The sequence below is a fragment of the Pseudomonas sp. F1_0610 genome (assembly GCF_047470865.1).
GTDB lineage: Bacteria > Pseudomonadota > Gammaproteobacteria > Pseudomonadales > Pseudomonadaceae > JAZDRH01.
Genome location: NZ_JAZDRH010000010.1, coordinates 1 through 13,000, shown reverse-complemented (window position 1 = coordinate 13,000; position 13,000 = coordinate 1). Strand labels below are relative to the sequence as shown.

16 protein-coding genes are annotated in these 13,000 nt (G+C 43.7%); 12 read left to right on the top strand and 4 right to left on the bottom strand.

The window, feature by feature from the left end; translation table 11 throughout:
• The first annotated feature begins 69 nt into the window (after positions 1 to 69).
• From pheS to VQ643_RS07340, 9 genes are all read left to right on the top strand, one after another.
• Complete coding sequence (pheS, locus tag VQ643_RS07380) at positions 70 to 1,086, top strand: phenylalanine--tRNA ligase subunit alpha (RefSeq protein ID WP_414198867.1); 1,017 nt, start codon at positions 70 to 72, stop codon at positions 1,084 to 1,086.
• A 30-nt stretch (positions 1,087 to 1,116) separates the two neighbouring features.
• A complete protein-coding gene (gene pheT / locus VQ643_RS07375) occupies positions 1,117 to 3,498 on the top strand; it encodes a phenylalanine--tRNA ligase subunit beta (RefSeq protein WP_414198865.1) in 2,382 nt (793 codons plus the stop codon).
• A 3-nt stretch (positions 3,499 to 3,501) separates the two neighbouring features.
• On the top strand, positions 3,502 to 3,804 hold the full coding sequence (gene ihfA, locus VQ643_RS07370; RefSeq protein ID WP_414198864.1) for an integration host factor subunit alpha: 303 nt from the start codon (positions 3,502 to 3,504) through the stop codon (positions 3,802 to 3,804).
• A complete protein-coding gene (locus VQ643_RS07365; protein WP_414198862.1) occupies positions 3,785 to 4,150 on the top strand; it encodes a MerR family transcriptional regulator in 366 nt (121 codons plus the stop codon). The genes ihfA and VQ643_RS07365 overlap by 20 nt, the downstream gene beginning before the upstream one ends.
• An 82-nt stretch (positions 4,151 to 4,232) precedes the next feature.
• A complete protein-coding gene (locus VQ643_RS07360; RefSeq protein WP_414198860.1) occupies positions 4,233 to 5,078 on the top strand; it encodes a S1 RNA-binding domain-containing protein in 846 nt (281 codons plus the stop codon).
• Between the two features lie 9 nt (positions 5,079 to 5,087).
• A complete protein-coding gene (locus VQ643_RS07355; RefSeq protein WP_414198858.1) occupies positions 5,088 to 6,242 on the top strand; it encodes an efflux RND transporter periplasmic adaptor subunit in 1,155 nt (384 codons plus the stop codon).
• The gene (locus tag VQ643_RS07350) at positions 6,230 to 7,447 is read left to right on the top strand and encodes an ABC transporter permease (RefSeq protein WP_414198857.1); all 1,218 of its coding nucleotides are present in this window, start codon (positions 6,230 to 6,232) and stop codon (positions 7,445 to 7,447) included. The genes VQ643_RS07355 and VQ643_RS07350 overlap by 13 nt, the downstream gene beginning before the upstream one ends.
• On the top strand, positions 7,440 to 8,150 hold the full coding sequence (locus tag VQ643_RS07345; protein ID WP_414198856.1) for an ABC transporter ATP-binding protein: 711 nt from the start codon (positions 7,440 to 7,442) through the stop codon (positions 8,148 to 8,150). Before VQ643_RS07350 ends, VQ643_RS07345 begins: the two co-directional genes overlap by 8 nt.
• 47 nt (positions 8,151 to 8,197) lie before the next feature.
• A complete protein-coding gene (locus VQ643_RS07340) occupies positions 8,198 to 9,343 on the top strand; it encodes a methyltransferase (RefSeq protein WP_414198855.1) in 1,146 nt (381 codons plus the stop codon).
• Here the strand turns inward: VQ643_RS07340 and VQ643_RS07335 are convergent.
• The 3 genes from VQ643_RS07335 to VQ643_RS07325 form a co-directional block, all read right to left on the bottom strand.
• Positions 9,333 to 9,770, bottom strand: a complete 438-nt coding sequence (locus tag VQ643_RS07335) for a GNAT family N-acetyltransferase (protein WP_414198853.1) — start codon at positions 9,768 to 9,770, stop codon at positions 9,333 to 9,335. The genes VQ643_RS07340 and VQ643_RS07335 overlap by 11 nt on opposite strands.
• An 18-nt stretch (positions 9,771 to 9,788) precedes the next feature.
• Complete coding sequence (locus VQ643_RS07330; protein ID WP_414198851.1) at positions 9,789 to 10,415, bottom strand: LysE family translocator; 627 nt, start codon at positions 10,413 to 10,415, stop codon at positions 9,789 to 9,791.
• A 102-nt stretch (positions 10,416 to 10,517) separates the two neighbouring features.
• The gene (locus VQ643_RS07325; protein WP_414198850.1) at positions 10,518 to 11,378 is read right to left on the bottom strand and encodes a universal stress protein; all 861 of its coding nucleotides are present in this window, start codon (positions 11,376 to 11,378) and stop codon (positions 10,518 to 10,520) included.
• Positions 11,379 to 11,529: 151 nt separating this feature from the next.
• Between VQ643_RS07325 and VQ643_RS07320 the strand changes: the two genes are divergently transcribed.
• From VQ643_RS07320 to VQ643_RS07310, 3 genes are all read left to right on the top strand, one after another.
• Positions 11,530 to 12,138 carry a tRNA-(ms[2]io[6]A)-hydroxylase gene (locus tag VQ643_RS07320; protein WP_414198848.1) on the top strand — a complete coding sequence of 203 codons (609 nt, stop codon included), beginning with the start codon at positions 11,530 to 11,532 and terminating at the stop codon, positions 12,136 to 12,138.
• A 78-nt stretch (positions 12,139 to 12,216) separates the two neighbouring features.
• Positions 12,217 to 12,393, top strand: a complete 177-nt coding sequence (locus VQ643_RS07315; RefSeq protein WP_414198846.1) for a hypothetical protein — start codon at positions 12,217 to 12,219, stop codon at positions 12,391 to 12,393.
• Positions 12,394 to 12,456: 63 nt separating this feature from the next.
• Positions 12,457 to 12,687, top strand: coding sequence for a hypothetical protein (locus tag VQ643_RS07310; protein ID WP_414198845.1), 231 nt, complete (start codon positions 12,457 to 12,459; stop codon positions 12,685 to 12,687).
• On the opposite strand, the gene VQ643_RS07305 is transcribed toward VQ643_RS07310, so the two are convergent.
• Positions 12,673 to 13,000, bottom strand: a 328-nt coding sequence (locus VQ643_RS07305; RefSeq protein ID WP_414198844.1) for a hypothetical protein, incomplete at its 5' end; no start/stop codon positions are given. The two genes, VQ643_RS07310 and VQ643_RS07305, sit on opposite strands and share 15 nt — an antisense overlap.

Here is a 13,000-nt window from a genome sequence, read left to right as displayed (position 1 = left end):
GATGATTTAAGAGAGAGACTTGCAAAGTGCAGCGCAGTCTGCGTTTTGCAAGACTCTCTGGAGGTTTAAATGGAAAATCTTGATGCGTTAGTGGCTCAGGCACTGTCAGCGGTAGAAACCAGTCAAGATGTTGTCACTGTTGAACAACTACGTGTGCAATATTTAGGCAAAAAAGGCGAATTAACTTCATTAATGAAGCAATTAGGCAGCTTATCTGCAGAGGAGCGTCCTCAAGCAGGTGCGTTGATTAATGTGGCAAAAGAGCAAGTACAAACTGCCCTTAATGCGCGCAAACAACTGCTTGAAAGTGCAGCCTTAGAAGCAAAGCTGGCAGCTGAGCGTATTGATGTTACTTTGCCAGGTCGTGGCCAAACAATGGGTGGTTTACATCCAGTTACTCGCACTTTAGAGCGTATTGAGCATTTTTTTTCAAGCATTGGCTACGAAGTAGCGCAAGGGCCAGAAGTTGAAGATGACTACCACAATTTCGAAGCCTTAAATATTCCAAGCCATCACCCCGCGCGTGCTATGCACGATACCTTCTATTTCAACCCAACGACGGTATTGCGCACGCACACCTCATCCGTGCAGGTGCGCACTATGGAAACACAGCAGCCGCCTATTCGCGTGGTGTGCCCAGGGCGTGTTTATCGTTGTGACTCTGATATGACCCATTCACCTATGTTTAATCAGGTAGAAGGTTTACTGATTGATCGGGATGTGAGCTTTGCTGACTTAAAAGGCACTATTGTTGAGTTTTTACGTGTTTTCTTTGAAAAAGATTTAGGTGTGCGTTTCCGCCCATCCTTCTTCCCATTTACTGAGCCTTCAGCCGAAGTTGATATGGAATGTGTTATGTGCAGTGGCAAAGGCTGTCGCGTATGTAAGCAAACAGGCTGGTTAGAAGTAATGGGGTGCGGCATGGTGCATCCAAACGTATTGCGTATGTCAGGCATTGATCCAGAAGAATTTAAAGGTTTTGCTTTCGGTATGGGCGCTGAGCGTTTAACCATGTTGCGTTATGGGGTTAATGATTTGCGCTTGTTCTTCGACAACGATCTGCGTTTTTTAGCGCAATTTCGCTAAGTAGCCGTTAACCGAATTTAGGAGAGCAACATGAATTTCAGTGAACAATGGCTACGTAGCCTAGTTAATCCAAATGTATCGCGTGATGAGCTAGTAGCCCGCCTTTCTATGGCAGGTCTTGAGGTCGATGCCGTGCGCCCAGTGGCGGGTGAGTTTTCTGGCGTAGTGGTGGGAGAAATCCTTGCAACTGAACAGCATCCAGACGCTGATAAACTACGTGTTTGTCAGGTCAGCGATGGCAAAGAGACCTTTCAAATCGTTTGTGGAGCACCTAATGCACGCGCTGGCATTAAAGTGCCTTTTGCGCAATTAGGTGCTGTGTTACCTGGTGATTTTAAAATTAAAAAAGCCAAATTACGTGGCGTAGAGTCCTTTGGCATGCTCTGCTCAGCCACAGAGTTGCAGATTGGCGAAGATGACTCAGGTTTACTAGAGCTTGATGTTACTGCACCGGTGGGACAAGACATTCGTGAATTATTAAATCTTAATGATGTTTCCATTGAGGTAGACTTGACGCCAAACCGAGGTGACTGCCTGTCATTAACAGGTTTAGCGCGTGAAGTAGGTGCGTTATATAATCTAGCTGTTAGCCTTCCAGTTATTACGCCCATAGCCGCGACAATTGAAGATAGCGTTAAAATTGAATTGCTAGCAGAGAAGGCATGCCCACGTTATTTCGGTCGAGTTATTCATGGTGTTGATTTAACCCGTAAAACGCCTGCATGGATGGTTGAGCGCTTAGCGCGTAGTGATATTCGCAGTATTGACCCTGCGGTTGATGTTACCAACTATGTGATGCTTGAGTTAGGCCAGCCTTTACACGCCTTTGATCTTGCACAAATACAAGGTGGTATTCGTGTACGTTTTGCTGAGCAAAACGAAAAAGTTACCTTGTTAGATGGCCAAGAAATTACGCTAACTGAGCAAACCTTAGTTATTGCTGATCACCAGCGTGTTTTAGCTATTGCAGGGGTGATGGGGGGTGAAAACAGTGGTGTGAATGTTGAGCACACTCAAGATTTATTCTTAGAAAGTGCCTTCTTTGATACTATTGCCATTGCTGGTAAGGCCCGTTCTTACGGCCTGCATACAGATGCTTCGCATCGTTTTGAGCGTGGTGTTGACTGGCAGCTAGCAGGCAAAGCCATTGAACGTGCTACTGAACTCTTACTAGATATTGTCGGTGGTCAAGCTGGCCCTGTGGTCGAAGCCGTAGCCCCAGCATATTTACCTCAAGTTGCACCTATTAAATTACGCGCTGCTCGGGTTAATCAAACGTTTGAGTTTGACCTTACAGATGATGAAATTGAAAGTTTGTTATCTGTGTTAGGTTTAGTGCTGAATAAGCAAGCGGCAGGCGTTTGGTTAGTGGATGTGCCAAGTCATCGCTTTGATATCAGCATTGAAGAAGACTTAATTGAAGAAGTAGGTCGTTTATATGGTTATGACAAGCTTCCTGTAAGTTACCCAATGGTACCTTTAGCGCCTAAAGCCAACCCTGAAACCAAAGTGGGTTTACCGGCTTTGCGCCGGTTATTAGTAGCGCGTGGTTACCAAGAAGCTATCACTTATAGCTTTATTGATCCGAAAGTCTTTAAGTTATTTCATCCCGAGGAGCCTGCACTAGAGTTAGCCAACCCTATATCGGCAGAACTTTCTTCAATGCGCGCTTCGCTCTTACCAGGCTTGTTAAAAGCAGTTGCCTATAACTTAAATCGCCAGCAGAGTCGCGTGCGTCTATTTGAAACAGGCTTACGTTTTGTCGGTCAGCTTGACAACTTAAAACAAGAACCAATGTTAGCAGGTGTGATTACAGGCACACGTTTAGCTGAAGAATGGGCACATGGCAAAGACAACATTGACTTCTATGATCTTAAAGGTGATGTTGAAGCTTTATTAACAGCTGCCGGTGATTTTTCCAGCTACAGCTTTGAGCCGTGCACTGAACATGGCTTCCATCCAGGGCAATGCGCTCAAGTGCTGCGCAATGGCGAACTAGTAGGCTATATGGGAGCATTGCACCCGCAGTTAGCGAGTGAATTGGATATAGATCAGCCTGTGTTTATGTTTGAGCTGCTGCAAAGTGCTGTAATACAAGGTAAATTGCCTACATTTGCTGAATTATCACGCTTCCCAGAAGTGCGCCGTGACTTAGCTTTATTAGTCGACGCAATAATACCAGCGCAAGAGATTCTAACCGCTATGCGTGGTGCGGCTGGTGAATTTTTAACGCAAATTCGTTTATTTGACGTTTACCAAGGCAAAGGTGTTGATCCAAATCGCAAAAGTTTGGCCGTTGGCTTGACCTGGCAACATCCATCGCGCACTCTAACAGATGACGAAGTGAGCAGCGCAACACAAAATGTACTCACGCTGCTTGAAGAGAGGTTCAACGCAACATTGAGGAAATAGTGCATGGGGGCTTTGACGAAAGCAGAAATGGCCGAGCATCTCAATTTAGAGCTTGGGCTAAATAAACGGGAAGCCAAAGAGTTGGTTGATGTGTTTTTTGAAGAGATTCGTCTGGCCCTCGAAAATAACGAACCTGTGAAGTTGTCAGGTTTTGGCAACTTCGACTTGCGGGATAAGCGCCAGCGTCCAGGGCGTAATCCTAAAACAGGTGAGGAAATTCCTATTTCCGCCCGCCGCGTTGTGACGTTTCGTCCAGGGCAAAAGTTGAAGGCTCGAGTTGAGGCATATGTCACAAGAGACGAGTAACCCAGCGTTAACGGAAGAATTACCGGTTTTACCAGGTAAACGCTACTTTACCATTGGTGAAGTTAGCCATTTATGTGCTGTAAAAGCACATGTTCTGCGTTATTGGGAGCAAGAGTTTGAACAGTTGTTACGTATTAAACGACGTGGCAATCGCCGCTATTATCAGCGCCAAGATGTACTGATGATTCGGCAAATCCGCTCACTGTTATATGAGCACGGCTTTACTATTGTTGGTGCACGCCAGCATTTACTAAATGGTGCTGTGGCTAATGACAAAACCGAGTATAAGCAAATGCTTAAACAAATGGTTAGTGAGTTAGAAGAAGTACTACAGGCGTTACGATGATCTGTAGCAAGTTAACAAACACCCTGCAAGTTAGAGCTTGCAGGGTGTTTTCTTTTGCGTCGTTAGACGAAGTGAGTAAACAATGGCATTAATTGGACAGATGAACACTTTACAGGTATTGCGTAAAGTTGATTTTGGTGTGTATTTAGATGGTACTGTCCATGGCGATATTTTGTTGCCTAATCGTGAAATTACAAAAAATACTGAGTTAGATGAAGAAGATTGGGTCAATGCTTTCGTCTACCGTGACAGTGAAGATAAGCTCATTGCAACTATGCATAAACCTAAAGTGCAGGTTGGGCAGTTTGCGAGCTTAAAAGTAGTGGATATTAACCGTGTTGGTTTGTTTTTAGACTGGGGCTTAAGTAAGGATTTATTACTGCCTCATTCAGAAGAAAAGCGCCCCTTGCAAGTTGGTGACTATTGCATGGTGTATGTCTATTTAGATCCACATACTGAGCGTATTACAGCCAGTGCCCGCTTAGATCGCCATCTTAAAGATACGGCTACTAACGAAGAATTACCCAAAGGTATGCAGGTTGACCTCTTGGTTGCAGAGCGTACTGATTTAGGCTTTAAAGCTATTATTAATGGCAAGTACTGGGGACTAATTCATAAGAATGAGCTATTTCGCTTTGTTCGCCCAGGTATGCAAATTGAAGGCTATGTTCGTTTGGTGCGTGATGATGGACGTATTAGCCTTAGCTTGCAAAAACAAGGGCATGAAATGCGTGATGAACTGGGCGAGCAAATTTTGCAGCGCTTAAAAGACAACGGTGGTTCACTGGCGCTAAGTGATAAGTCTGATCCGCAAATCATTGCTAATGCGTTTAATGTCAGTAAAGGTAACTTTAAAAAATCCATTGGTGGGTTATTTAAGCAAGGCTTAATTATCATTTATGATGATCATATTGAATTGAAAGCATAGGAGCTAAGCATGCGTCGTCCCCTGATTATTGTGCTGAACCTGTTGTTACTGGTGGCATTAATTTGGGGCTTTGGCTGGCACCTATGGCAAGGCACTACAGTGCCAGCAGTAAAAGTTACTGTGCAGCCACTTAAGCAATGGGTTGTTGCCAGTGGTGAAGTGCGTTTTGATATTCAAGCACAGATCAGCGCTGAAATTACGGGCACTGTTAAGCAGCGCCATGTACGTGAAGGTGATCTAGTCACACAAGGGCAGTTATTACTGAGTTTGGAGCAGCAGCCTTGGTTAGCGTTGCGTAATCAAGCTCAAGCGAAGTTAGAGCAACTAGACAGCCTAGGCGTTGGTGTGGCACAGGTTACCCTAGAAGAGGCGCAAAAACGCTTAGCTTTAGCGCAAAAAGAACTAACTCGCCGCCAAGCTTTGGCTGCCAAAGGCTTGGTATCAACAGAAAGTTTAGAGCAAACCCAGCGCCAAGTGCATGACTTACAAGCCAACCTGCAACGCGCCAAACTACAAACTGAGCAGCTTCAAACCTTAGGTGCAGAGCGCCAGCAAAGCCTGCAAGCGCTCTCAGAGGCACAGGCACGCTTAGATAAAACGATGATTTACGCGCCTTTTGCAGGACGTATTTTGCAACGTAATGTTGAGCAAGGTGATGTTGTGCAGCCGCAACAAGTACTTTTTGAATTGGCCAGTTTAGATTCATTAGAAGTCGTGCTCGCGCTTGACGAGAAAAGCCTCGCGCCTATTGCCTTAGGGCAGCCCGCATGGATTATTGCTGATGCTTATCCAGAGCGCGAAATTCAAGGCAAAGTTAGTTTTATTGCGCCCGCTTTAGACAGTACCAGAGGCACTATAGACGTGCACCTGCGTTTAGAACAGCCCGCTGCTTGGTTGCGCTCAGGTATGACAGTGTCTACCAGTATATTAACGCAGCACAAACCGCAAACCTTAGTGCTGGATAATAAGTTTCTTCGCTGGCAAGGCAAACAGGCTTATGTTTGGCGCTATCAAGCAGGCCAAGCGCAGCCAGTGTTTGTTGAATTAGGAATCCGCAGTGAAGGGCGCAGTGAAATCAGCCAAGGTTTAGCCGCAGATGACTTGCTGTTAGATATAACAGCAGAACAAGCGCACCAGCGTTTGCGCCCTAAATGGCAAGACTAACGGCTATGCTTTGGTCGGCATGGCAACTTGCACAGCGTTTTTTGCGGCAGAATCTGCTGCAAACCTCGCTGATTTGTCTTGGCATTGCGATAGGCACAGCGGTGGTTGTTTTTATCACTTCTATTATTTCTGGGCTGCAAGCGAATGTTATTGATCGAACATTAGGCACCCAAGCGCATTTAAGACTAGAAGCTGCCCAAGAACGTAATCTATTAAGTGCTCAGGTTCAGACACAGGATATTCTTTTACATACGCCACGTGCTCAGCGTTTACGTTCTATTGCTAATTGGCAGCTATGGCTAGAGCATTTAGATAAGCTGCCCGAATTAACCGCAGTCTCGCCTTCTATTTCAGGCCCAGCAACTGCAGAGCGCGCTATGACGCGAAAATCAATAGCTTTAATGGGCATAGACTTAAATCGCTATCTGCAAGTGATTGATCTGCCTGCTTATCTTAAGCAAGGCCGATTAAAACTGGGAGAAGGAGATGTGCTTATTGGTCAGCAATTAGCACAGAATCTAGGGTTGCGTATAGGTGATAAATTTCGTTTAGAGGCTGCTCAGCATGCAACAACAGTGCGGGTAGTGGGTATCTTTCAAATTGGTGTGCGTGATTTAGACGCGCGCTATGTCTATACCGATTTAAAACAAAGCCAAGCATTACTGGATATGCCAGGAGCAGTTACAGGCATAGATTTACGTATTAACAATATTTTCCAGGCCGAGTCTATTGCTCAACAGCTAGAATTGCGTACCGCTTTAAAAGCAGAAAGCTGGATGAAAAATAACAGCCAAATGCTGAATGCGCTGAAATCACAAAGCATGGCTACCCAAGTAATTCGTCTGTTTATTGCCATCTCGGTTATTTTTGGCATTGCCAGTGTGTTGGCAGTGAGCGTTACCCAACGGACTCGAGAAATTGGCATTTTGCGAGCTATGGGAGGCACACGAAGGTTAATTTTAACTGTTTTTCTTATGCAAGGCGGGGCATTAGCCTTACTAGGCGCTATGCTAGGCTGTTTAATCGGTTCTGTCTTAGTACATGCTTTTAATTACTTTGCAGCCAGTTTATTTACAGCTGAGGTTTCTATCACACTCATTGCTTATACTTTACTGTTATCTGTCATAAGTGGCATCCTTGCTGCCGCCTGGCCCGCTCGTCGTGCGGCTTTATTGCAACCAGCAAGGGCGATTCATAATGTCTGAATTATTAATTTTAGATCAGCTAGGCAAAACCTTTAATGGCCATACTAAGCTAGCACAGCAGGTTCTTACAGATATTTCATTTAATGTAAAAGCGGGTGAGTTTATTGCACTAGTAGGACCTTCTGGCTCAGGTAAGAGCACCTTATTAAATATACTGGGCTTGTTAGATACAGCCAGCACTGGCCAGCTCAAGCTTTTAGGGCAAAATACAGAGCATTTATCTGATGTGCAATTGACGCAATTGCGCAACCAACATTTAGGATTTGTTTTCCAATTTCATCATTTGCTGAATGCGTTTACTGCCATAGAAAATGTTTTAATGCCGTGCATGCTTGGGCGGGGGCGACCCAATAAAGAGCAAAAGGACTATGCTGTACATTTACTTGAGCAAGTTGGTTTGTCAGCAGTTATGCAACGTCCTGCCAATCAATTATCAGGTGGGCAACAACAGCGGGTGGCTATTGCCCGTGCGTTAATGAATAAACCAAAGCTGCTGTTAGCGGATGAGCCAACCGGCAACTTAGACAGCCGTAATGCACAAGCTATTTTTGAGTTATTCGCCCAGCTCAATCAACAGCAAAAATGTGCTGTGATTTTGGTAACGCATGACCTGTCTTTAAGTAAAATGGCACAGCGTACCTTGGCTATATTAGATGGCAAATTAGAATATGATGGTTGCGCTGCGCAATTTTCAGGCTTTTAGCCAGCATTTAAGCTATTCTTAGGCTTTTATGTTTTCAGGTTGTGGTTATGAGCGAAAAGCACACTGTATTTATCACATGGCAAGAACAGCAGTGGCGCTGGCTCAGTGAAAATCAACAAAAACCCCCAAAGCACTTACTAGTTGCTGACGATAACATGAATGCAGATGTTGCTTTTAAGCATGTAAGTCAAGGCAATGCATTAGTATGGCAAGGGGATTTTCAAAATGCTCGACAACTATTGCAAGCTGTCGCAAGACGTATAGATAAACGTCAGCAGCAAAAAAAGCTTGCTGAAGATATCACTCAAGCTTTTCATCAAGTTCGCCAGCGTCAAGCACAAAAAGCGCAAATGTTAGGTTTGTTGCTGTTAGCCTTAGATCCAAATTATGTTTGCACTTTGCGTCGTGCACCTGATGTAAGTGAGGCTTGCACACAGGCTTTAGGGCCTAGTAATGCTTATCCTTGCCTTATTTCACTGCGTCAATTACAAGGCCTAATAGGGGCTTATGAATGGCGCCGTAAAGGCGTGTTTATTCCTGCATTGAATGCATCTATTTATCCGCATTATGCGGTATTTGCACCTATGCGCAGTGAGTATTTAGATTTGCTAACCCAGGCTAAATTGCCAGCCAATTGTAATTTAGCGATGGATATAGGCACAGGCACAGGAGTGCTGGCAGCTATGCTAGCTAAGCGCGGTATTGCCAAAGTGCTAGCAACAGATATTAATCCGAGCGCTTTAGCCTGTGCGCAACAGACCAAAGAAAGCCTTGCCTTAACGCAAATAGACATTATCAAGGCTGATCTTTTCCCCGATACCACTGAAAAAGCCCAGCTGATTGTCTGTAATCCACCATGGTTACCAGGTAAGCCTAGTTCAGCCATTGAATATGCTGTCTATGATCCCGATAGTCGGATGCTAAAACGTTTTTTAAACCAAGTAACTCACTATTTAGCCGAGCAAGGGCAGGTATGGTTGATTCTTTCTGATCTTGCTGAACGTCTTGGATTACGCAGTAGAGAGACGCTACTGGAGTGGATCAGCCAAGCAGGATTATGTGTACAGCAGCGTTTAGATATTCAGCCAAACCACAAACGAAGCCAAGATCAAACAGATCCATTACACAGCGTGAGAAGTGCAGAGGTGACTTCGTTGTGGATTTTGCTAAGGGATAATGCCGCTAGCCATTAAGCTGCATATGCAATAAAGGGTAGGGTTTTCCCTGCCCATCTAGTGCTGAACGAGCTATTTGCTTAAAACCAAGGTGTTGATAGAAACCAATAGCCTGAGGATTTTGTTCATTCACATCCACTTTATAAGCCCCTTGTTGTATCGCCTGTGACGCTAAAAACTTACCGACACCTTGGCCGCGAGCCGTAGCCGAAACAAAGAGCATCTCAATATTACCCTCATGTACACCGCAAAAACCAAGCATTTCTCCAGTGCTAGAGCGCGCGCAGGTTAAGCTTACAGCATCAAAATACTGGTTAAGAATTAGCGGTTTGAGTGCTTGTATCTCTTCCTCCGGTAGAAAATCATGGGTGGCTCGTACGGCACTTTCCCAAATGCGAATAAGTTGCAGATAATCATCTGCGGAGGGAGTGGTAAGTGTTAGCATCTTTTTATCCTAGGCCTTTTAGTTAGTGCGCTTGGCAAATAATAAGCCCACTCCAGCACTGGCTAACAATGAAGCACAGCTACGGTTAAATAGTTGCTTCATAGCAGGTTTGGCGAACCAGTGGCGTAACAAACTGCCAAAAAGTGCATATAGGAAAATAGCAATGCACTCCATTGCAATAAATAGGCTGCCTAAAATAAAAAACTGGAAGCTGATATTACCTGCAGATAAGTCAACAAACTGAGGTAAAAAAACAGTAAAAATTAGAATGGCTTTAGGATTACCAGCCGCTAATAAAAACTCTTGTTGCATTAAGCCAAACAGGCTGCGTGAATTAACTGCAGGGCTTTCTAGTTCTGCCTTTGGAGCACGCCATAGCTGGTAAGCCAGCCAAAATAGGTACAACGCTCCCAAAACCTTGACCACATTAAATAGTAATTCGGAGGTATAGAGTAAACTGGCCAATCCCATAGCAGTTAAAGCGATCATGCCAATAAAGGCAGCAAGGCGGCCAATACCAGCTAAACAAGAAATTCTAATGCCATAGCAACGGGCATTATTCATTGATAACAGATTGTTAGGGCCTGGTGCCATGTTTAAAGCAAAGCAAGCAGGAATAAAGAGTAAGATGGTAAACCAACTCATAACAGCTACCCTCAGTTGTACTTTTAATTATTAACGCTGAAAGTATAGCGGATAAACAAAACCGCCGTCACAAGGACGGCGGTGAATAGTGTTATTTAAAACCTATTTTTTTAGCTCAGCTTTAAGCTGGTCAATGCGGTCTTGTGGCTTTAATACAAGAACATCAGTTTCAATGGCATCTAATACCACTTCAGCCGTATTGCCAATAAGTGCACCGGATAAGCCAGTGCGCGCTACTGTACCTAAAATAGTGAGCACTGCTTTTTGTGCATGCGCCATACGCGGAATTAAAATATCCGCAGGGCCTTCTTTGACATGCATTTGCTCAGGTTTTAGATCAAAACCATGGATAAAGTCTTCGCATAGCTTGCGATAGCGCGTTTCAATTGTTTCACGCAACTGGAAGGTTGGGTCAGCTGCAGATAGCATAGGTGATGGATGAGCCGTAAATAGCTCTAGATGCCCTTTAGTAACATTCACCATATCTAAACCAGCGGCAACAATACTGCTGTGTAGCGCTTTGTGCTCTGGATCGTTATTCCCCACATCAACCGAAGCTAAAATAGTACCGCCTTCCCAAGAAGTATCTGTTTTAGCAATCATCACCGGCGCTGGGCAGTAGCGAAGTAGCTTCCAGTCATCCGGTGTGAGTAAGGCTTTTTTCAAAGGATTCTCTGGAAAATGCTGCTTAATAACTAAGCCGCAATCTTGTGCTTGTTGTGCCGCGATAATGGTTTCGTGATAACTGTCTTTCCAGGCATTTTGATGAGTAACTTCAAAGCCTTCATCGGTTAATGCTTTTGCCATATCAGTAAGGTAAGCAGTCCATTCATTATTACGGTCACAGACTAATAAATGCAGGCTGCAATTATTAGCTTTCGCAATAAGTTTAGCGCGCTTTAGTGCTAGGCCTTCTGGTTGGTTGGGTTTGATAACGACTAAAATCCGCTTAATTGTATGCATAGCTGCCTCTTCACTGCTGGGTAAGGTCCTGTGACTAGTATGATGTCACTTTTGACCCAGTGGGGGCTGATATATATCAACCAGTTGAGTTTGGTAGTCATTGTCATTCGCGCCTATAATGCAAGAAATTTCTAGGCTTACTGACATTACTATGCAACTTTTACCAGAAATCGAAACCTTCTTAAAATGCAGTACTCCACAAAGTTGGATAGAAGCTGCTAAAAATCATCCCAAAGAACTACTTATTGACCATGCTAATTGCGAAAAAAAAGCTGCAGGCATGGCTGTAACACTGATGTTTCGCTACGCCGAAAAAGAAGAATTGCAGCAGAAAATGTCACGGTTAGCCCGTGAAGAATTGCGTCATTTTGAACAAGTAACGGCCATTATGAAAAAACGGGGCATTAAGTACACTCAGCTGAGTGCCTCACTTTATGCCAAACGCCTGCATGAACATGTGCGCCAAAAAGAACCCGAACGCTTGATTGATACTTTGATTATTGGCGCTTTTGTGGAGGCCCGTTCTTGTGAGCGTTTTTTTCGTATTGCACCTTTTTTGGATGAAGAACTACAGAAGTTTTATTTTAATCTACTAAAATCAGAATCACGTCATTACCAAGACTATTTAAAACTGGCCCAACTCTATAGCAAAGAGCCAATTGCAGAACGTGTAGCACTTTTTGCAGAAGTGGAACGCCAAGCTATTCTTACACCAGATGATAAATTCCGCTTTCATAGTGGTAGTACGGCCGATAATTAATCGGCTGTACTTCTATGCTATGCCTAACCATAGATACTTAATAGCGCACAGCTCCTGCTTACTATGCTGAGAGAGGCTATGATTAATCAGCTGATAAACAGTGCACAAATAGAGTTAGATGCTGCAGCAACTGATCTTGAACCGCCTGAATTGCCAGTTCATAGCATACCCACATTAGAAAAAGACATTTATAAAACACTTTCACCCATGTTGCAGGAGCGCTTTAAACTATTTGGGCATTGGCTTTCTTGTTAAGAAATACAAGCACTATGGAGTAACGTCCAAGATGCTAGGCTTGCCGAAATTAAAGCAATGCAGGTGAGTGCGTCTGAGTATTGGGAAGATGAAGTTTCTAGTTTATTTCGTAAAAATAGACTGTCCCTATTTGCAGGCAGCGCAGACACCAATGAGAAAATTTACTTACTTTGGTTCGATTCAAAAATAGAGCCTGAAATATGGGTATATGACAGCAATGGCGAAGCGAGATATGCAAATTTAGCTGATGCTCTGCTTGCTTATGAGCGTTATTGGAAGCTAAGTAATAAATAATAGCGCTTGATTTGAGTAGCAGCAAATCAAGCACATTTGATTAAGCCTATATTTAGCTAAGCTATTTATTTCTTGTATTAAATTTAAGTACCACTTGTTTTTAGAGCTATTTTCAAGAAAGCTTACAATATCTTTTCTATACGCTAAAGGAATATCTCTGACCTTCTCCTCTAATAGATCTACAAATGTTCTCTCTGCTATATCTCTAGGCTTTAAATCTTTAATGCTTAAGTAATATTTCCATTGGTTTTCAAATTTTTCAAATCGCTTTAAATTTCTTAAGAAGAACGAAACTATTACTCCTACACTTTCT

Excerpts from the sequence above, each read along its gene's own strand:
- VQ643_RS07345 (WP_414198856.1), top strand. The coding sequence starts at position 7,440 with ATGTCTGAATTATTAATTTTAGATCAGCTAGGCAAAACCTTTAATGGC.
- VQ643_RS07325 (WP_414198850.1), bottom strand. The coding sequence starts at position 11,378 with ATGCATACAATTAAGCGGATTTTAGTCGTTATCAAACCCAACCAACCA.
- VQ643_RS07335 (WP_414198853.1), bottom strand. The coding sequence starts at position 9,770 with ATGCTAACACTTACCACTCCCTCCGCAGATGATTATCTGCAACTTATT.
- VQ643_RS07330 (WP_414198851.1), bottom strand. The coding sequence starts at position 10,415 with ATGAGTTGGTTTACCATCTTACTCTTTATTCCTGCTTGCTTTGCTTTA.
- ihfA (WP_414198864.1), top strand. The coding sequence starts at position 3,502 with ATGGGGGCTTTGACGAAAGCAGAAATGGCCGAGCATCTCAATTTAGAG.
- VQ643_RS07315 (WP_414198846.1), top strand. The coding sequence starts at position 12,217 with ATGATTAATCAGCTGATAAACAGTGCACAAATAGAGTTAGATGCTGCA.
- VQ643_RS07360 (WP_414198860.1), top strand. The coding sequence starts at position 4,233 with ATGGCATTAATTGGACAGATGAACACTTTACAGGTATTGCGTAAAGTT.
- pheS (WP_414198867.1), top strand. The coding sequence starts at position 70 with ATGGAAAATCTTGATGCGTTAGTGGCTCAGGCACTGTCAGCGGTAGAA.
- VQ643_RS07340 (WP_414198855.1), top strand. The coding sequence starts at position 8,198 with ATGAGCGAAAAGCACACTGTATTTATCACATGGCAAGAACAGCAGTGG.
- VQ643_RS07320 (WP_414198848.1), top strand. The coding sequence starts at position 11,530 with ATGCAACTTTTACCAGAAATCGAAACCTTCTTAAAATGCAGTACTCCA.
- VQ643_RS07350 (WP_414198857.1), top strand. The coding sequence starts at position 6,230 with ATGGCAAGACTAACGGCTATGCTTTGGTCGGCATGGCAACTTGCACAG.
- VQ643_RS07355 (WP_414198858.1), top strand. The coding sequence starts at position 5,088 with ATGCGTCGTCCCCTGATTATTGTGCTGAACCTGTTGTTACTGGTGGCA.
- pheT (WP_414198865.1), top strand. The coding sequence starts at position 1,117 with ATGAATTTCAGTGAACAATGGCTACGTAGCCTAGTTAATCCAAATGTA.
- VQ643_RS07365 (WP_414198862.1), top strand. The coding sequence starts at position 3,785 with ATGTCACAAGAGACGAGTAACCCAGCGTTAACGGAAGAATTACCGGTT.